The 19144-nt window shown below is 46.5% G+C and carries 20 protein-coding genes; 11 read left to right on the forward strand and 9 right to left on the reverse strand.

Translation table 11 applies throughout. The features are described 5' to 3' along the window. Positions 1–72: 72 nt before the first annotated feature. Positions 73–1605: a 2,3-bisphosphoglycerate-independent phosphoglycerate mutase gene (gene gpmM / locus A8140_RS14815; protein WP_005530942.1), complete on the reverse strand. Its 1533-nt coding sequence runs from the start codon at positions 1603–1605 to the stop codon at positions 73–75. Positions 1606–2092: 487 nt separating this feature from the next. Here gpmM and A8140_RS14820 point away from each other — a divergent pair, with 487 nt between their 5' ends. The 5 genes from A8140_RS14820 to A8140_RS14840 all read left to right on the forward strand — a co-directional run bounded on the left by A8140_RS14820 (position 2093) and on the right by A8140_RS14840 (position 6511). After that, entirely contained in the window at positions 2093–2527 is a 435-nt protein-coding gene (locus A8140_RS14820; RefSeq protein WP_005530941.1) for a rhodanese-like domain-containing protein, read from the forward strand. A gap of 201 nt (positions 2528–2728) precedes the next feature. After that, complete coding sequence (gene secB / locus A8140_RS14825) at positions 2729–3193, forward strand: protein-export chaperone SecB (RefSeq protein ID WP_005530940.1); 465 nt, start codon at positions 2729–2731, stop codon at positions 3191–3193. 205 nt (positions 3194–3398) lie between these two features. Beyond that, entirely contained in the window at positions 3399–4436 is a 1038-nt protein-coding gene (gene gpsA, locus A8140_RS14830; RefSeq protein WP_005530938.1) for an NAD(P)H-dependent glycerol-3-phosphate dehydrogenase, read from the forward strand. Between the two features lie 78 nt (positions 4437–4514). Continuing rightward, positions 4515–5336 carry a serine O-acetyltransferase gene (cysE, locus tag A8140_RS14835; RefSeq protein ID WP_005530936.1) on the forward strand — a complete coding sequence of 274 codons (822 nt, stop codon included), beginning with the start codon at positions 4515–4517 and terminating at the stop codon, positions 5334–5336. A 26-nt stretch (positions 5337–5362) separates the two neighbouring features. Further along, positions 5363–6511 (forward strand): murein hydrolase activator EnvC family protein, encoded by a 1149-nt coding sequence (locus A8140_RS14840; RefSeq protein ID WP_005530935.1) that lies wholly within the window; start codon positions 5363–5365, stop codon positions 6509–6511. Positions 6512–6606: 95 nt separating this feature from the next. Here A8140_RS14840 and A8140_RS14845 read toward each other — a convergent pair whose 3' ends face one another. The 4 genes from A8140_RS14845 to epmA form a co-directional block, all read right to left on the reverse strand. Next, a complete protein-coding gene (locus A8140_RS14845) occupies positions 6607–7563 on the reverse strand; it encodes a hypothetical protein (protein WP_005530933.1) in 957 nt (318 codons plus the stop codon). 186 nt (positions 7564–7749) lie between these two features. Continuing rightward, positions 7750–8385, reverse strand: coding sequence for a TetR/AcrR family transcriptional regulator (locus tag A8140_RS14850; RefSeq protein WP_005530932.1), 636 nt, complete (start codon positions 8383–8385; stop codon positions 7750–7752). 21 nt (positions 8386–8406) lie between these two features. Continuing rightward, entirely contained in the window at positions 8407–8781 is a 375-nt protein-coding gene (locus tag A8140_RS14855) for a VanZ family protein (protein WP_005530929.1), read from the reverse strand. Positions 8782–8790: 9 nt separating this feature from the next. Continuing rightward, complete coding sequence (gene epmA, locus A8140_RS14860; RefSeq protein ID WP_005530927.1) at positions 8791–9762, reverse strand: elongation factor P--(R)-beta-lysine ligase; 972 nt, start codon at positions 9760–9762, stop codon at positions 8791–8793. 449 nt (positions 9763–10211) lie between these two features. On the opposite strand from epmA, the gene frdA reads away from it, so the two are divergent. Genes frdA through frdD form a run of 4 tightly spaced genes read left to right on the forward strand, consistent with a single transcriptional unit; the run spans position 10212 to position 13566 of the window. After that, complete coding sequence (frdA, locus tag A8140_RS14865) at positions 10212–12032, forward strand: fumarate reductase (quinol) flavoprotein subunit (protein WP_005530926.1); 1821 nt, start codon at positions 10212–10214, stop codon at positions 12030–12032. Then, positions 12032–12790 (forward strand): succinate dehydrogenase/fumarate reductase iron-sulfur subunit, encoded by a 759-nt coding sequence (locus A8140_RS14870; RefSeq protein WP_005530924.1) that lies wholly within the window; start codon positions 12032–12034, stop codon positions 12788–12790. Before frdA ends, A8140_RS14870 begins: the two co-directional genes overlap by 1 nt. A 2-nt stretch (positions 12791–12792) precedes the next feature. Further along, positions 12793–13176: a fumarate reductase subunit FrdC gene (frdC, locus tag A8140_RS14875; RefSeq protein WP_005425044.1), complete on the forward strand. Its 384-nt coding sequence runs from the start codon at positions 12793–12795 to the stop codon at positions 13174–13176. Positions 13177–13188: 12 nt separating this feature from the next. Next, the gene (gene frdD / locus A8140_RS14880; RefSeq protein ID WP_005425034.1) at positions 13189–13566 is read left to right on the forward strand and encodes a fumarate reductase subunit FrdD; all 378 of its coding nucleotides are present in this window, start codon (positions 13189–13191) and stop codon (positions 13564–13566) included. A gap of 92 nt (positions 13567–13658) precedes the next feature. Here the strand turns inward: frdD and A8140_RS14885 are convergent, their stop codons facing one another. The 3 genes from A8140_RS14885 to efp all read right to left on the reverse strand — a co-directional run bounded on the left by A8140_RS14885 (position 13659) and on the right by efp (position 16827). Next, complete coding sequence (locus A8140_RS14885) at positions 13659–14342, reverse strand: nitroreductase family protein (RefSeq protein WP_005530921.1); 684 nt, start codon at positions 14340–14342, stop codon at positions 13659–13661. A gap of 243 nt (positions 14343–14585) precedes the next feature. Continuing rightward, positions 14586–15989, reverse strand: a complete 1404-nt coding sequence (locus A8140_RS14890) for an SPFH domain-containing protein (protein ID WP_005425046.1) — start codon at positions 15987–15989, stop codon at positions 14586–14588. A 271-nt stretch (positions 15990–16260) separates the two neighbouring features. Then, positions 16261–16827 (reverse strand): elongation factor P, encoded by a 567-nt coding sequence (gene efp / locus A8140_RS14895; RefSeq protein WP_005425036.1) that lies wholly within the window; start codon positions 16825–16827, stop codon positions 16261–16263. A 32-nt stretch (positions 16828–16859) separates the two neighbouring features. Between efp and epmB the strand changes: the two genes are divergently transcribed. Both epmB and A8140_RS14905 read left to right on the forward strand, forming a co-directional pair. Beyond that, positions 16860–17882: an EF-P beta-lysylation protein EpmB gene (gene epmB / locus A8140_RS14900; RefSeq protein WP_005530919.1), complete on the forward strand. Its 1023-nt coding sequence runs from the start codon at positions 16860–16862 to the stop codon at positions 17880–17882. A gap of 94 nt (positions 17883–17976) precedes the next feature. After that, the gene (locus A8140_RS14905; protein ID WP_005530917.1) at positions 17977–18474 is read left to right on the forward strand and encodes an MgtC/SapB family protein; all 498 of its coding nucleotides are present in this window, start codon (positions 17977–17979) and stop codon (positions 18472–18474) included. Between the two features lie 96 nt (positions 18475–18570). Here A8140_RS14905 and A8140_RS14910 read toward each other — a convergent pair whose 3' ends face one another. Next, complete coding sequence (locus A8140_RS14910; RefSeq protein ID WP_005530915.1) at positions 18571–19134, reverse strand: VC2662 family protein; 564 nt, start codon at positions 19132–19134, stop codon at positions 18571–18573. Positions 19135–19144 lie beyond the last annotated feature (10 nt).

Genomic DNA, 19144 nt, shown 5'->3' on the forward strand with positions numbered 1-19144 from the left:
TAAACACAGAATCGCAGACATAAAAAAGCCCGAGTCGAGCTCGGGCTTTTATCATTCTGAATCGTCAGTTAATTACTTAACTAGCACTTCACCAGACATTTCTGCAGGGATTTCTAGACCTGCTAGAGAAAGCATTGTTGGTGCAAGGTCAGACAGTTTACCGCCTTCTTTGAACTCAACCGCTTTGTCACCTACGTAGATTAGAGGTACTGGTAGGTTAGTGTGAGCAGTGTGGATACCGCCAGTTTCTGGGTCGATCATCATCTCTGCGTTACCGTGGTCCGCAGTAATTAGCATTTGACCGCCAACTTCTTTGATTGCTTCAACCACTTTACCAACGCTTTCGTCTAGTGCTTCGATAGCTTGCTCAGCCGCTTCGTAAACACCAGTGTGACCAACCATATCTGCGTTCGGGTAGTTACAGATGATAGTGTCGTACTTACCAGACTTGATAGCCGCAACCATTTTCTCTGTTAGCTCTGGAGAGCTCATTTCTGGCTGCATGTCGTAAGTTGCTACTTTTGGAGAAGCAACAAGTTGACGCTCTTCGCCTTCGAATTCGTTCTCAATACCACCGTTGAAGAAGAAGGTTACGTGTGCGTATTTCTCTGTTTCAGAGATACGTAGCTGAGTTTGACCTTGTTTAGATAGCCACTCACCGTAAGTGTTTTCTAGAGACGCAGGTGGGAATGCGATAGCTAGAGGGATATCAGCCGCGTATTGAGTCAGCATCACGAAGTTGATTGCTGGGAATACAGCGCGCTCGAAGCCGTCAAATGCAGGAACGAATGCACGAGTGATTTGACGTGCACGGTCAGCACGGTAGTTCATGAAGATAACTGCATCGCCATCTTGCATGATTGCGTCTTCTTGACCTTCAGCTTTGATAGCCGTTGCTTTAACGAACTCATCGTTTTCTTCACGAGCGTAAGCCGCTTCTAGACCTGCAACTGCCGTTTCTGCTGTGAACTCAGCTTTAGCTTGAGTTAGAAGATCGTAAGCAACTTGAACGCGATCCCAGTTGTTGTCACGGTCCATTGCGTAATAACGACCTACTAGAGAAGCAACACGACCTTTACCTAGTTTCGCAAATAGGTCTTGGAAACGTTGTAGTGAGTTTTCAGCACTACGTGGTGGCGTGTCACGGCCGTCTAGGAAGCAGTGTAGGTAGATTTTCTCAGCGCCACGAGCTGCTGCCATTTCAACCGCTGCGTAGATGTGATCTTCGTGAGAGTGAACACCACCCGGAGACATTAGGCCCATGATGTGTACTGCTTTCTCAGCTTTTACTGCAGAGTCGATAGCTTCTACTAGTGCTGCCGTTTCAGCGAATTCACCGTCAGCGATAGACTTAGTGATACGTGTTAAATCTTGGTATACAACGCGACCTGCACCGATGTTGGTGTGACCAACTTCTGAGTTACCCATTTGACCATCAGGTAGACCAACGTCCATGCCTGAAGCAGAGATTAGAGTGTTAGGGTTGTTCGCAATCAGTGCATCCATTACTGGTGTTTTAGCATTTGCAATTGCGTTACTTGCTGTGTCTTCACGGTAACCGTAACCGTCAAGGATAACTAGAGCCAATGGCTTCTTAGCAGACATAGTGATGACCTCATCAAATTTAAGTAACTTTCGGTGTAGAGCTTCGCTGCTCCATCTAACCTTGAAACAAAACTAGCGTAATTTTACTACACTTTTTAACCAAAACTGTAGGTTAAGATCAAATAATGTTTGCGATTTATTGTTGCTATCTTACAAGTTAGCAAGCAATCCGACCTAGTCAGCAAACGTGTTCCACAAGCATAGTCACTTTCAAGATGCTTTGTACGACCACCGAAATACTTTGGTGAAAAACTTTTTGTTGCCATTCATTGTGCGCTTTTTCGACCAAAAGTGAAGTCAATTACGCCAATTGAATTGATAGGAAGAAGTGATAATAAGATTGCAGAAATGCACAGCCCGTACGAGGCTCACCTGAAGCGCTTAGATCTCAATTATTCGTTAGAAAATTTTAACCCTCTCGCCTAAGGCGACTATCCCCGCTATACTCCTGCTTTATTTTTCCGCCAACATTGCAAGAGCTCAAGACATGCAAGAGTACATTGATTTTTTCCAACAGAACATGATTCTATCTTTGGTTTGGGTAGGTCTTCTTGTCGCATTTATCATGAACCTCGTGAAATCAGCGACAGCCGCATACAAAGAGATTAACGTAAACCAATTGACTCACCTTATGAACCGTGAAAACGGCGTTGTAGTGGATATCCGCTCTAAGGATGAGTTCAAACAAGGTCATATCACCGACGCACTTCACATTTTGCCGTCTGATATCAAAGCAGGTAACTTTGGTAGCCTTGAAAACCACAAATCAGACCCAATCATTGTGGTATGCAAAACGGGTCAAACCGCCCAAGAGAGTGCAAACCTACTAGCTAAAGCAGGCTTCGAAAACGTAAGCCTACTGAAAAACGGTTTGATTGCATGGAACGAAGCGAACCTTCCATTAGTACGTGGTAAGAAATAAGGTCGCGGTAAAACAATTTTGCCAGCCTCGTTTACATAAACTGAGCAAATAGAAAGCAGTTGAAGCACTAAGTTGTGATGCTTTGCACGTAATACGCGCTTCATCTAGTCAAGGTAGATTTGCTCAGTTAGTCTCAGGACAAACCATATTTCTGGGTTTAGAGAATCCTAGACCCAACAAATGTTTATTAAGGATTTAAAAATGGCTGAAGCAGCACCACAAGACGCACAACAAAACTTTGCAATTCAACGCATCTTCCTAAAAGACGTTTCTTTCGAAGCGCCTAACTCTCCAGTAATGTTCCAAAAAGAGTGGAACCCAGACGTTAAACTAGACCTAGACACTCAAAGCCGTGAGCTTGGTGAAGGTGTTTACGAAGTTGTTCTACGTCTAACCGTTACTGTTAAGAACGAAGAAGAAACAGCGTTCCTATGTGAAGTTCAACAAGGTGGTATCTTCACTGCTGAGCAAATGGAAGCAGGTCAACTTGCACATTGCCTAGGCGCATTCTGCCCGAACATCCTATTCCCGTACGCTCGTGAAACTATCTCAAGCCTAGTAGTTAAAGGTACGTTCCCTCAGCTGAACCTAGCGCCAGTTAACTTCGACGCGCTATTCATGAACTACCTACAACAGCAAGCTCAACAAGGCGAAGCTGAAGCGTAATTCACGTTTTGTAAGTGGCGTGTTGCCCTTCATAAAAAATGAGCACACGTCATATACCTGAAGAAAATGCACAAAGCGTCCTCTCTGCGATGCAATGTGCATTTTTTATTTCTGATAAAACTTCCTAGTTCCTAACCCCTTGAGAGCGTAAACTCTAGTGATTATGGACTAGATTCTACTAGTAGAAAGACTATTAGGCGGTAGCATGACACAAGCAAATACCAACAATGCTTACGGTAAAGACATCGCAATGACTGTGATTGGTGCTGGCTCATATGGCACCTCTTTGGCAATATCCCTCGCACGTAACGGCGCGAACGTCATCCTATGGGGTCACGAGCCAGAGCACATGGCACGCCTTGAAGCAGATCGTGCCAACCACGTATTCCTACCTGATATTGATTTCCCAGAAAGCTTGATTATTGAATCGGATTTAGAAAAAGCCGTTCAAGCAAGCCGTGATTTGTTAGTTGTGGTTCCTAGCCACGTTTTTGGTATTGTCCTCAACAGCTGTAAGCCTTTCCTGCGTGAAGATTCTCGTATCTGTTGGGCAACCAAAGGCCTTGAGCCAGAAACGGGGCGTCTACTAAAAGAAGTAGCATTCGATATCATCGGTGACAGCTACTCGTTGGCAGTTTTATCCGGTCCTACATTTGCTAAAGAGTTAGCTATGGGCATGCCTACCGCAATTTCTGTGGCTTCTCCAGACGCAAACTTTGTTGCCGACCTACAAGAGAAAATCCACTGTAGTAAAACCTTCCGTGTTTACGCAAACAACGACTTTATCGGCATGCAACTTGGTGGTGCAGTGAAGAATGTTATCGCGATTGGCGCGGGTATGTCTGATGGTATTGGTTTTGGTGCCAATGCTCGCACGGCGCTGATTACACGTGGTTTGGCAGAGATGAGCCGTCTTGGCGCAGCGCTAGGCGCACAACCTGAAACCTTTATGGGCATGGCTGGCTTGGGCGATCTCGTCTTAACTTGTACCGATAACCAATCGCGTAACCGTCGCTTTGGTTTGGCACTAGGCCAAGGTAAAGACGTCGACACAGCACAAGAAGAAATCGGTCAGGTGGTCGAAGGCTACCGCAACACCAAGGAAGTTTGGATGCTATCTCAGCGCATGGGCGTAGAAATGCCAATTGTTGACCAAATTTATCAAGTATTGTATCAAGGAAAAGATGCGCGTCTGGCAGCGCAAGATTTACTTGCTCGTGACAAAAAAGCCGAAGGAAAGTAGCAATCTACTGCCCTTTGCACCTCATCTGAGAAGAATAGAAGTTGTCGGGTCACGGAAGAACCACTCAGGATATTGAGAATGAAACACTGCGAAAAACAAAAAGTCTGGGACAAAATCGTTTCAGAGGCCCGTGAAATGTCAGAGCAAGAGCCGATGCTGGCGAGCTTTTATCATGCAACCATTATCAAGCATGACAGCTTGTGTGCCGCATTGAGCTACATTCTGGCCAACAAATTGAACACAGCCTCCATGCCTGCAATGGCAGTACGTGAAGTGGTTGAAGAAGCCTTTGCCGCTGATCCAACGATTACGGACGGCGCAGCTTGTGACATTTGTGCCACGGTTAATCGCGACCCTGCGGTTTCAATGTACTCAATGCCATTGTTGTACCTGAAAGGCTACCATGCTCTGCAAGGCTACCGAGTAGCAAACTGGTTGTGGAAGCAAGGTCGTCACGCTCTTGCGACATATCTACAAAATCAGATTTCTGTGGCGTGTCAGGTCGATATTCACCCTGCAGCGCGCATTGGTAGTGGTATCATGCTCGACCATGCAACTGGTATCGTGATTGGTGAAACAGCTGTCGTAGAAAACGACGTGTCTATTTTGCAGGACGTCACCCTTGGTGGTACCGGCAAAGAATGCGGTGACCGTCACCCGAAAATTCGCGAAGGCGTAATGATCGGCGCAGGTGCAAAGATTCTTGGCAATATTGAAGTCGGTCAAGGGGCGAAAATCGGCTCTTGTTCTGTGGTATTGCAAGCAGTGCCACCCCACACAACTGTGGCTGGTGTGCCTGCAAAAATCGTTGGTCGTCCGAAAACGGACAAACCTTCTCTCGATATGGATCAAGGCTTTAATGGCAAATCGCAAAGCTTTATCCATGGAGATGGTATTTAATCGTCATCTGATCCTTTGACAAGAATGTGGTAGGTAACTCTCAAGTGCGAAAACAAAATCACCCAGTGCTACGCTCGGCTATTTTATTAACTTGTGCTTTATCTGCCACATATCCCCTCACCTCTTCCGCTGCCAGTCAGCAAGAGTTAAAAGGCGTTTCTAACGAAATCAGCCGTCAGCGTAAATCGCTCACTTCTCAAGAAAAACAACTTAACGATCTGCAAAAGTCGCTTAAAGACCAAGAGCTTGGTATCTCTAAACTAGAAAGAGAAATTAAGCAAACTAAGGCGGAATTAGCGCAAGCCGATCAGAACATTAATAAGTTGGAAGAGAAAATTGCACTGCAAGAAGGCCAACGCCAAGCGCAAGAGGAAGAGCTAAAGCAGCTCATTCAAACCTACTACGTGACGGAACGTGCCAAAGCCAATGGGCATCTGCTCAATGAAGGGGTTGAAGAGGATCGCATCAGTCAATATTTCCAGCACTTAGCGAAAGCACGTGCGGAGGTTATTGATGCCATTACTAAAACCACTCAAGAGTTGGCGCACAATAAAAACCAACTTGAGTTGGAAAAAGAACAGATAGAAACCTTGCTTAAGCAGCAATCGGAAAAGCGCTCGTCATTGGCAAGCACGCAATCGAAACGTAAAGGCACGCTAAGCAAGATTCAGAAAAGCATCAAAGACGACAAACGTTACCTTTCAGAATTGCAACGCAACGAAACCCGTCTAAAAGCCGAGATCGCGAAAGCCGCGAAACGTAACGCAGTACCGATGGATGGTATCGCGAAACAACGTGGCAAACTGCCTTGGCCACTCAAAGGCCGAGTGCTGCATAACTTCGGAACCAGACAGACTGGCCAAGTAAACTGGAAAGGCATGGTGCTTTCAGCAAGCTACGGTCAACAAGTCAAAGCCGTTTACCCAGGAACCGTTGTATTCGCCGAATACTTGCGTGGTTATGGCCTAGTCGTTCTGCTCGACCACGGCAAAGGCGACATGACGCTCTACGGTTACAACCAAGCATTGACCAAGAAAGAAGGCGATAAGGTAACAGCCGGTGAAGTAATTGCCCTTGCGGGTGATACGGGTGGTCAAGATAGACCTTCACTGTACTTCGAAATTCGCCGTAACAGTGAAGCGCAGAACCCGAAATCTTGGTTAAAGCGTATGTAGCTGTCGTTGGTAACCCCAGTTCAAAACAGCGCTATCAACAAATAAAAACAAAGGAGCCACTCGGCTCCTCTGTTGTATGTCTATTTTGGAAAATGCTATGCGTAGTAGGTTTCGACCGCATCAATAAAGGCACTAACATCATCTTTGCTTAGCGCATTGATACCCGCCGCAGCCTCTCGACCACCACCTGTCGGGAACTGCCCACACACCGCCACGGCACCCTGCTTATTATTCAGTGGCGCGCGAAGAGAAACCGTGTAAGTACCGTCTGCATTTTCAGTTAATACCGCATGCGCGGAGTCTGGTTTTTGGTTTGCAAGCCAGTTGCCATAAACACCACTAATTCGACGTGATGCTGCATTGTTTGGCAGTTCAAATAGCTTGAGCTTCGCACTTTCGTGAGTAGCAGGAACCGCCTGCGCCGCATCCATATCTTGTTGATAAGCCGATTGTAATTGGTAGTAAGGTGACGCTTTATCTGCAATCGCATCGAATGGTGAAACGTATTGTTTTAACGCTTGATACAAGTCCGCTGGGTGAAAATGAAGGTCGTCTACTTTAGAGCCATAACCGTTGTAGTTGATTAAAGTGCCAAGCTCTTTTAGTTGTGCTTTCTGCTCTTGATTAAGTCCGGCTTTGTCCGCCAATGCATCCGCTTTAGCGATCAAGTTATCGCCATAAGCAGCGGTGATCGCCCATGTATGAAAACGACCATCAAGCAGTTTATCGACAATCAATGCAGTACACATGTTGGCATCAAGATCGATGTGCGCGTCCAAATTACCGTGCTGAGGAATCTCGCCTGCTTTGTGGTGATCGGCGTAGAAAACATGCGCGCCTTGAGCCAAAGCTTGCTCTAGACCTGCCATGTTCTTTTCCATTGAAATGTCCAACACTGTCAGCTCATCGCCCGCTTGCACACCCACTTTTTCCACCAGTTTGATGTCGCGCTTTACGCCTGTCACCAACTCAGCGTTGATAGGATCCGCTAAGCGCAATTGCAGCAATGCGATGATACCGTCGGCATCACCATTAAAAATGTCGTAATTCATTGAACGATAGTTCCTTTATCGAGAATCATCTTCCACTAGAAAGTATGGAAGAGCATGAGTTCTATTGTGCGAAATAAGCACAGCAAGTCAACTCAAGGAAGGAGCCGAAAATGAGAGTTGCGCTCTAAACCTTAAGCGTTGAGCCATACTCTCATTTTCTGATATGAATAAGGAGGGAAAATAGTATTAACTGTGCAGACGACTCACCGCTTCTTCAAGCAGCAGCAATTGCTCCATACCCTGCTCGGTCGCTACTGGCTTAACGACGTTAAGCATTTGCAGCATGCCTTGTTTCACCATTTGCTCTGTGATTTGAGTCTTTGGTGACATCGCCGATTGGTAAGCTAACCAACTACACGCGATAAGGTGCAGTGTACAAACCAGTGATTTTAGCTGCTCTTGATCAACACTCAACAGCTTCAAAGACACAAACTCTTGCATGATTGCAATGAGGTTGGCTTGCAACTTCTCTTGAACATCAATGTATTCATCATGCAGTTGCCCGTCTCGAGAAAGGATTTCTGGAAGGTTCGCGTAGAAAAAACGGTACTTCCACATCAAAGTGAAGATCGAGTCGAGGTAGCTTTTCAGCATGGTCAGGCTCTCTTGAGAACCTTGAATTGGGGTAAAGCGTTCTAGCAATTCCGCAGAGTAAAGCGCAAAGATCTCACGCACAATCTCTTGCTTGTTGCGGAAGTGGTAGTAAAGGTTGCCTGGGCTAATTTCAATATGGTCAGCAATGTGATTGGTTGTGATATTGCGCTCACCATGTTGGTTGAACAGCTCCAATGCGGCATAGACGATTTTGTCGCGCGTTTTCATGGTTATCGTATTCCCTCTTCATTATCGAATCGAGTATAGCGACTTCACCAACCTAGGTCGATAGAGGCTCCAAATACGGTAACATAGCAGACCAGTTAGAATGCCAATCGAGTTCGCAATCAAGTCGTGCCAAGATGTTTGGCGCCCCACATAACCTTGTAAAACTTCAATCACAGCACTGAATAACAGAATACTCAGTGCCACAATCCAACGCAGACGCCAATTTGCGACACAGAAGCCTCCCAGGAAACCAAGACCACTGTATGCCATCGCATGCTGCATCTTGTCCAAGTAAACAATGTTACCCCAATCTTGCAACTCTCCTGAACTCAAAGACAAGTACGCTATTAATGTCGCGTAGCTAAGCAATACTAAACAGGCAGCGGTTAGGTTCATCGTCAATCCTTAAGCAATAGGGAATGGGAAAGCGGTCACTTGATCGATATGGTCACAACCCAATGCCAACATGATCAGGCGATCAACGCCGAGCGCCACGCCTGCGCAATCTGGTAAGCCCGCCTCTAATGCGCCGATCAAGTGGTAATCAATCGGCTGTGGCTTCAAGCCCATTTCCAGACGCTTAGCATTATCTTGTTCAAAACGCGCCAATTGCTCTTTCGGGTTATCCAGCTCGTGGAAGCCGTTCGCCAACTCAATACCTTTGAAGTACACCTCAAAGCGATCCGCCACTCGGTTGTCTTGCGGGTTGATCTTGGCCAGCGCCGCCTGCGATGCAGGGAAGTCATAAACAAATACAGGCACTTGCTGACCGATCTTGGCTTCGACACCAATGCTGAACAGTAGTTGCAGCAAGGTATCGCGATCCTCTTCAGGCTCGGCAATGTCACTTAGCCCTAGCTTAGCCGCGACCACTTTTAGCTCTTGCATCGAGCCTTCTAATGGGCACACGCCTAGCACATCAATAAAAGCTTGCTGGTAAGTCATACGTTCTGCCGCGCCACACTTCAGCACCAGTTGCAGCAGATCGTCCATTTCGTCCATCAGCTTGTGGTGATCAAAGCCGATGCGGTACCACTCCAGCATAGTGAACTCGGGGTTGTGATAACGACCATTCTCTTCGTTACGAAACGCTTTGTTGATCTGGTAGATACAGCCGCTGCCCGCTGCTAGCAAGCGCTTCATATGGAATTCAGGGCTGGTCATAAAGAACAGTTTGCTGCCATCGGCATAGCACGGTCCAACAAACTCTGTTTGGAAGGTATGCAAATGAATGTCGGTCACCGTGGCGTGACTCATGGCTGGCGTGTCAACTTCCATCACCTGTCGCTCGGCAAAGAATTGACGAATAGCGGTGATCAACGCGGCACGTTGACGAAGTTGTTCCATAGAAGCGGTAGGTTGCCAGGTCGTTTGCATAACAAGACTCTCAATACATTAGTGAGCGAGGAAAATAGCAATTTTGGCACGCTTTGCCTAGTTCATCGATAGGGGATTCATCTTAATTTCATCCGTCTAAATACGAATAAAACTCGATTAAAATTGAAGCAAGTATTTCACGTTCCACAGTACAAAAAACACTCACAATTAATCCTATTATCAATGAGGGTAATGTCGCGCAACACCTATGTAACATTGACCGAGTTTACGTTTATGCCTCAACCGTTTCGTGCCGTGATAGCAGTCACATAACCTAGAATTTCTATGCTCTTGTGTGCATTACCGGAGAAAAAAACCAAATACATCAATTTTTCTGCCATAAGGCTCCCCTACACTAACCCTACTACTTTTGAGGGATTGCCTTAAAACCCTTCCCTCACACTCACAATAACAAGCGGATTTCCGCAATCACACACTGGAGGATAACTGTGCAAATTATCACCACAGATATCGCAGTCATCGGCGCAGGCGGCGCTGGTCTTCGTACTGCTATTGCAGCGGCTGAAGCAAACCCGGACTTAGAAGTAGCACTTATTTCTAAAGTTTACCCAATGCGCTCCCATACGGTTGCTGCAGAAGGTGGCTCAGCAGCAGTTATCAAGGATGAAGATAGCTTAGACAACCACTTCAACGACACTGTTGGCGGTGGTGACTGGCTATGTGAACAGGACGTTGTTGAATACTTTGTAGAGAACGCGACTCGCGAAATGATCCAAATGGAGCAATGGGGTTGCCCATGGAGTCGTAAAGAGAACGGTGAGGTCAACGTACGCCGCTTTGGTGGTATGAAGGTTGAACGTACTTGGTTCGCTGCAGATAAAACTGGCTTCCACATGCTTCACACGCTATTCCAGACGTCGATGAAGTACGACAACATCAAGCGCTTTGATGAGTACTTTGTTGTTGACTTGCTTGTTGATGAAGGTGAAGTACAAGGTCTGATTGCAATCCACATGTCTGAAGGTGAACTAGTAACGATTAAGGCGAAGTCTGTCGTACTAGCAACAGGTGGCGCAGGTCGCGTTTACCACTGTAACACCAACGGCGGTATCGTAACGGGCGACGGCATGGCGATGGCTTACCGTCACGGCGTTCCTCTACGTGATATGGAATTCGTTCAGTACCACCCAACCGGTCTTCCTGGCACAGGTATCCTGATGACTGAAGGTTGTCGTGGTGAAGGCGGTATCATCGTCAATAAAGACGGCTACCGTTACCTACAAGACTACGGTATGGGTCCTGAGACTCCAGTGGGTCAACCTAAGAACAAATACATGGAACTGGGTCCTCGTGACAAAGTTTCTCAAGCTTTCTGGCACGAACAACAGAAAGGCAACACCATCAAACACCCTCTTGGTGATGTGGTGCATCTAGACCTTCGCCACCTGGGTGAAGAGTATCTACAAGAGCGTCTACCGTTCATTTGTGAGCTAGCGAAAGCTTACGTGAACGTTGACCCTGCAAAAGAGCCAATTCCAATTCGTCCAACGGTTCACTACACCATGGGTGGTATTGAGACTAACGGCGAATGTGAAACTCGCATTAAAGGTCTATTCGCGGTTGGCGAATGTGCGTCAGTTGGTCTTCACGGTGCAAACCGTCTAGGTTCTAACTCACTGGCTGAGTTCGTAGTATTCGGTCGCGTTGCAGGTGAACAAGCGGTGAAACGCGCGGCAGAATTCAAAGGCTGGAACGAAGTGTCTATCGCGACTCAGGTGAAAACAGTTGAAGACCGCATTGCTGCTCTAATGAACCAAGAAGGTGATGAAAACTGGGCAGATATCCGTACTGAAATGGGTCACACCATGGAAGCAGGTTGTGGTATCTACCGCCAAGAAGATTTGATGCAAGCAACGATTGAAAAGATCACTGAGCTGAAAGCTCGTTACAAGAAAATCAGCATCAAAGACAAAGGCAAAGTGTTCAACACTGACCTTCTATACGCTATCGAAGTGGGCTACGGTCTAGAGGTAGCAGAAGCAATGGTTCACTCTGCAATCCTGCGTAAAGAATCTCGTGGTGCGCACCAACGTCTAGACGACGGTTGCACTGAACGTGATGACGAGAACTTCCTAAAACACTCACTCGCTTTCTTCCAAGAAGATGCTGAACCAAGCATCGACTACAGCAACGTGAAGATCACTAAATCTCAGCCTAAAGCGCGTCTATACGGTGAAGCGGCAGAGAGAGCCGCAGCAGCTGAAAAAGCCGCTGAAGCAGAAGCGAAGAGCGCAGAGGAGCAAGCATAATGTCAGCAAACCGCATTCAAAAAGTAGACATTCTGCGTTACGCCCCTGAGAAGGACGCGGAACCATACACGCAAACATTCGAAGTTCCATTTGATGAAACCATGTCTGTGCTTGATGCGCTTGGCTACATCAAAGATCACCTAGATAAAGATCTGTCTTACCGCTGGTCTTGTCGTATGGCGATCTGTGGTTCTTGCGGCATCATGGTAAACAACGTGCCTAAGCTAGCTTGTAAGAGCTTCCTACGTGATTACCCGAATGGCGTGACTATCGAGCCACTAGCAAACTTCCCAATCGAGAAAGACTTGATCGTTGATATGACGCCGTTCATCGAGCGCCTAGAAGCGATCAAACCTTACATCATTGGTAACGACCGCAAACCAGAAGACGGCACAAACCTGCAAACGCCTGAGCAAATGGCGAAATACAAGCAGTTTGCTGGCTGTATCAACTGTGGTCTTTGCTACGCAGCGTGTCCTCAGTTCGGTTTGAACCCTGAGTTCATCGGTCCTGCTGCTCTAACTATGGCACACCGTTACAACCTAGACAGCCGTGACAACGGTAAAGATGAGCGCATGAAGCTGATCAATGGTGAAAACGGCGCTTGGGGTTGTACGTTCGTAGGTTACTGTTCTGAAGTTTGTCCGAAGAGCGTAGATCCTGCAGCGGCAGTAAACCAAGGCAAAGTAGAGTCTTCCATGGACTTCGTAATTGCTATGTTGAAACCTGATGGTTCACCGAAAAAAGTGGAGGCATAAGGATGAGCAACCGTAAACCTTACGTTCGTGAAGTAAAACGCACTTGGTGGAAGAACCATCCTTTCTACCGCTTCTACATGCTACGTGAAGCAACTGTGCTCCCTCTGATCCTGTTCACTATCTTCCTGACTTTCGGTCTAGGTTCACTAGTGAAAGGCCCAGAAGCTTGGCAAGGTTGGTTGGAGTTCATGGCAAACCCTATCGTGGTAGCGATCAACATCGTTGCACTACTAGGTAGCCTATTCCACGCACAAACTTTCTTCAGCATGATGCCACAAGTTATGCCAATTCGTCTGAAAGGCAAACCAGTGGATAAGAAAATCATCGTTCTGACTCAGTGGGCAGCAGTTGCGTTCATCTCACTGATCGTTCTCATCGTGATGTAAGGAGCTTGAGTAATGAAACCGAATTATAGTGTTAATACAGCACCGAAACGTTCTGATGAGCCAATCTGGTGGGGTCTATTTGGTGCCGGTGGTACTTGGTTCGCAATGATCACGCCAATCACGGTACTCGTACTCGGCATCCTAGTTCCACTAGGTGTGATTGATGCAGAAGCAATGAGCTACGAGCGCGTTTCTGAGTTCGCAACTAGCATCATTGGAGCACTGTTCATCATCGGTACGCTAGCGTTGCCAATGTGGCATGCAATGCACCGTGTACACCACGGCATGCACGACCTTAAATTCCACACAGGTGTGGTAGGTAAGATCGCATGTTACGCGTTTGCAGGTCTTATCTCGGCACTGGCTGTTGTCTTTATCTTCATGATTTAAGACGCTGACGGAAAATGAAAAAAGCTGGCACATCGCCAGCTTTTTTATTGCCTGTTATTTGTGTTTATCGTCAGCGCTATTCGCTTTAGACACTATTCAATAAAGGTCGCGATTTCATCCAGTGACTTTTTGTGCATTGCATGTTCTGGAATGGTTGCGTCTTCTTCCGGATAACCGGTCACAATCAACATGTACGGACGATCGACATCGCTGTCTCGCCCACAAATCTTACTCAAGAAGCTCATCGGCTTTGGCGTGTGTGTCAACGTCCCCAAACCTGCATTGTGCAGCGCTTGAAGTAAAAAGCCTGTGGCAATCCCGACTGACTCGTGCACGTAATAGTTAGTTTGTTCCCCATCGTTACTCATGCCGCCCTTCTTCTGCGAAAACACCGCAATCAACCACGGTGCTTTTTCTAGATAAGGCTTACTGGCATTGGTACCGAGTGGCTTCAGTGCATCTAACCATTCTTGCCCTGCTCTCCCTTCATAGAAAGAACGCTCTAGTTCTTCAGCGGCTTGGCGGATCTGCCCTTTCACTTCCGCACAGTTAATCGCAACAAAATGCCAAGGCTGATGGTTTGCCCCACTCGGAGCTGTACCTGCTGCTCGAATGCAATGCTCAATCACTTCTTTCGCCACTGGACGATCAGAGAAGCTACGAATGGAATGACGGCGTTGAAGTTGCTCAAGATTATGTACAGCTCTTGCTGCCATTTCTTGTGGTGGGTATTCAACAAAATCATTGAGTGGGTGATGTTGTTCTTGATTCGACATAGTGCTTCCTTGCGCTTGTTGGGTGTCGATTTACTATAGCCACAAATTTCACCCTCGCCTTTTTATCTTCTTAAAATCAATGTGATATTGAGATAAAGCGCAAATATTCAGCAATAGATAACCAACAAAAAAGAGAGGCCGATAACACGTATCAGCCTCTGCATTACTCTGATTTGTACAATTGTCAGAGCTTTTGGTCACCCATGATCTTTTTGCTTTTTTAGCTTTTTACCACCCATGATCTTATTGCTGTGTGACCTTCTTGGTTTGGTCCATTAAGCCCAATGCGCCAAAGCCAGTAATGACATCAAGGTTGGTTTTAAGACCTGTCTCTTCACCACCACCGATGTAGTTTTGTGGCATCTGCACTTGGAAGTTTTGCAGGTTGTTGTACAGCGAGTTCGCCACATCTCGGTTCAACTCTGCCAAGTACACTTCTCGGTTTGCACCTAGAGCTGCGTACTTCGCTTTCAAGACTTCCGCTTCTGCGCGGCCTTTTTCAAGAATCGCTTTTGCTTCAAACTCCGCAGACAAAGCATTGGCTTTTTGAATCGCTAGGTTCGCTTCCGCTACCGCTAGCTCTTTCTCTTTTTCCACCTCAGCCAATCGCTTAGTTTTCTCTACTTCGACGATTTCACGCTCCGCAATTTGACGCGCAACTTCGACTTCTTTTTGCTGTGCGATGATCGCGAGCTCTTTACTGCGCTGAGCATCTTGTACTTCACGAGTGCGTTGAATCTCTTTACGTAACTGCTCTGTCTCTGCTTGTGCTTTCGAGGTCTCTTGCTCCTGAATCGCACGGATACGGTCAGCAACTAGACGCTTCTTATCTGCCAACAACTGATCAAGCTGCTTCTCTGGCTGCGGGTCACCGATGGTCACCTGCGTCACTTGAATACCGTATTGCTGTAGCGGGTTATCCTGTCGGATTGGTTGCCCCGTTCCATCCACAACCGGAACCGTTTTCCACACCAATTGGTTAGTACGTTGTAGTTGGTTCGCGTTCGACTGATTCGCACCCACCGGAGCAAGGTCTAGCTCTTCCACTTCGACCTGACGACGCTCAGTCAGATAAATACCTTCACGCAGTTGGTCACCCAATTTGGATTTGAACTGGTTCAAACCACCTTGGAAGAACTCTTCACCCGTATACTGGGTTGCGGTAATCACTGTCACATTACGCGCGTTCTTCACCAGCAGTGCATCGATAAGGTTGCTGTTGTTACGGAACTCTTTATGCATCTTCTTAACCGCTTCAGGGTCATTGCTGAGCTTGAAGCGAAATGTCACTGGGATCTGACCAATGTAGGTATCAGCAAAGCGAACCTGCACCGCATCAAGACGTTGATAAAAATCCTCGCCCTTGCTATTACCAAATGACACGGTGATCACTTGGTCATACTTGGTGATCTTGGACAAAAACGGCATACGAAAATGAATGCCCGGCTCCGTGAATACGTCCAATTCACCGGTAATATTGTTCTGATGCACATAGCTGTAACCCGCATCAGTCATTAGCACTGAGCTATTAATCGTTAAGCCAATTGCTAGCAGCGGGATACCAAATACGGCTGCTTTCAATCCTTTATGTAGTAACTGACGTCTCTCTTCCACTTTTAAACCTCGTCCTAAGCCTCTGCTTTCCATTTTGTTCTCCTTTTGGATTGTCATTGAGTTAAATCGATAAAAATCAAATTGCTATGCAACTCTCTGACAACGAGGACTAATGTATCAAATTGTGACATTAAGAAATAATCGAAAGATTCATGGAATTAATAAGATTTTTACGAATAATACAAAATCACCGAGAATTTGCGGCAGATATCGATTTTTGACGACAGGGATGAGGGCGAGGAGAATGACAGGTAATAAAAAAGGCCGCCGAAGCGACCTTTTTCATCGAGTACGTTTGGGTGAATTACTTCACACGACCTACGTATTCAGCAGTACGAGTATCAACTTTGATCACTTCACCGATTGCGATGAATAGTGGAACACGTACAACAGCGCCAGTTGATAGCGTCGCTGGTTTACCACCAGTACCTTGAGTATCACCTTTCAGGCCTGGATCTGTATCTGTAACTTCTAGCTCAACGAAGTTTGGTGGAGTCACAGTAATTGGGTTACCGTTCCAAAGCGTGATCATACAAGTGTTGTTTTCTACCAACCACTTAGCGTTGTCGCCAACTGCTTTCGCGTCTGCAGCGATCTGCTCGAAAGTTTCGTTGTTCATAAAGTGGTAGAATTCGCCGTCTGAATATAGATAATCTAGGTCGATATCCATTACGTCTGCCACTTCACAAGTGTCACCAGACTTGAATGTTTTCTCTAGCACTTTACCAGAAAGAAGTTTACGAATTTTAACGCGGTTGAACGCTTGGCCTTTACCTGGTTTAACGTATTCGTTTTCCAGAATTACACAAGGCTCGTTATCAAGCATTAACTTAAGGCCGCCTTTAAATTCATTGGTGCTAACTGTAGCCATTTTTTCCTCTTACATTCTTAGAGCTAAATTCAATGCCGCACATAATAACCCGAAAAGTCGAATCTGTTGAGCAAAACTGGCTCAAACAGTTAGCGAATGGGATCTCTGATCCTGCAAAATTGCTGGAAATGTTGGAAATAGATCCATCGCCATGGCAAGGCGGGTTTGCTGCACGCAAGCTGTTTGCACAGCGTGTACCGCAAAGTTTTGTCGATAGGATGGAAAAAGGCAATCCTTACGATCCACTTTTGCGCCAAGTTTTACCTTTGAGCGAAGAGTTTGAGGTCCATGAAGGCTATTCCAATGATCCTTTGGAAGAACAAGACAACGAATTGCCTGGGTTGCTGCACAAATACCGCAATCGCGCCCTAATGATCGTGAAAGGTGGCTGCGCGGTGAATTGCCGTTACTGCTTTCGTCGTCACTTCCCTTATCAAGAGAATAAAAGCGGCAAGCAAGCATGGACAAAGTGCTTAGAGTACATGGGGCAGCAACCAGAGCTTAACGAAGTGATCTTCTCTGGTGGCGATCCCTTGATGGCAAAAGACGATGAGATCCACTGGTTATTGGAGCACATCGCACAAATCCCACACATCAAACGCCTGCGTATTCACAGCCGTTTGCCAGTGGTGATTCCTGCTCGTATCACTGATGAGCTATGCCAACGACTTCGCGCTTCTCGTCTGCAAATCGTGTTGGTGACGCACATCAACCACGCTAACGAAATCAACGCTGAATTTGCCGCTCAAATGGCGAAACTTAAGCAAGCCGGAGTGACCTTGCTAAACCAAGCCGTATTGCTGAAAGACGTCAACAACAGCATTGATGCACAGGTTGCGTTAAACGAAGCCTTGTTTGATGCGGGCATTTTACCTTACTACTTACACGTTTTGGATAAAGTCCAAGGTGCGGCGCACTACTTTGTTTCCGATGAAGAAGCCAAAACAATCATGCGCGGCGTGATCACGCAAGTTTCCGGTTACCTAGTACCTAAGCTAACCCGTGAAATTGGCGGTCGTCCAAGTAAAACGCCTCTGGATCTGCATCTAGAGTAAGTTGCTAGCCGTATAAAGGTTGTCGTTACGAGCAAAAGCTTTTGTTCGATCGAACGGTCTTATCTATGCATACTCCGCAAATTTGGAGGTTAAGATGCAAGCAACTTTTGAACACTATTTCGCTCTTGGCCCATTCAGTTGGGCTGCATTACTTTGCTGTGCTATCAATGGTTTGATGATCGGCATAGAACGCCAGACACGAGGTAAGCCCGTTGGTATTCGTACCGCAATTCTCGTTATCTCAGGCACTTACTTGTTTATGTCGATGGCAGTGTCACTCTCGCCAAATACACTCGACCAAGCTCGCGTGTTGGGTCAGATCATCACGGGCGTTGGCTTTTTAGGTGCTGGTGTGATGATGACTCAAGACGGAAAAATCCATGGCGTAACTTCTGCAGCAGTGATTTGGGTATTGGCAGGGTTGGGCTTGATGATTGGTTTAGGTTACTTATCGCAGTCGATCATCATTACCGTCTTGGCACTGACCGTTTTGCTTGGCGTGGACCGAGCCGAAAATCGCGTCAAAGCGCTACGTCGTGGTGTACACCAGAAAATGCAGCAACGAAAAACATCAACGCGTTTAATCAAATAGACAGCTCAATAAAAAAGACCCCAACATCATGCTGGGGTCTTTTTGTATCTAGCGTTAAGTTAGGAAGGTGACTTAACTTTTGGCGAAGCTCGCTGATTATTTAGCGAAGTTCACGATTGGGAAACACTTGAAGAAGCCGTTGTCCGCACAGTTTAGAAGGCCAATTTGAACGCCGTCAATATGGTCTGTCATGTTGAAGAAACCTAGCTGGAAGTTAGATTTTTTAGAGATACTTGCCAGACCGATGTCTGCCATTGTGTAACCTTCAGAGTAGTTCACAGCACTCCAGTTTAGACCTTCAACATTGTTAGTCACGTTTACCGCACCTAGGTTAAGACCCGTAGTTTGGCCTTGGTTCCAGTTGAATAGACCTAGCGAAACACCTTTCATTTCTTTGTTTACTTTAGACGCACCAAAGAAAAGGCCGAAGTTAACACCCGTAGTGCGGTCTGTTTCAGACATACCTAGTAGAGAGAAGTCGACACCTTTCACTTCGTTCACTTGACCGTGAAGAACCGCAAGACGAACACCACCAACAGAAGAGTTAGAAGGTGCGTTAGTATTATCGATAGTCGAGAACATAACTGGCGTGCTGTCAGCAAGGGCAACAGGTGAAGCAATAGCGGCTGCAACAGCCAGTGACGTCATTAGCTTTTTCATTTTCATCTCC

Origin of the sequence: Vibrio campbellii CAIM 519 = NBRC 15631 = ATCC 25920, from assembly GCF_002163755.1 — a bacterium.
Taxonomy (GTDB): Bacteria; Pseudomonadota; Gammaproteobacteria; order Enterobacterales; family Vibrionaceae; genus Vibrio; species Vibrio campbellii.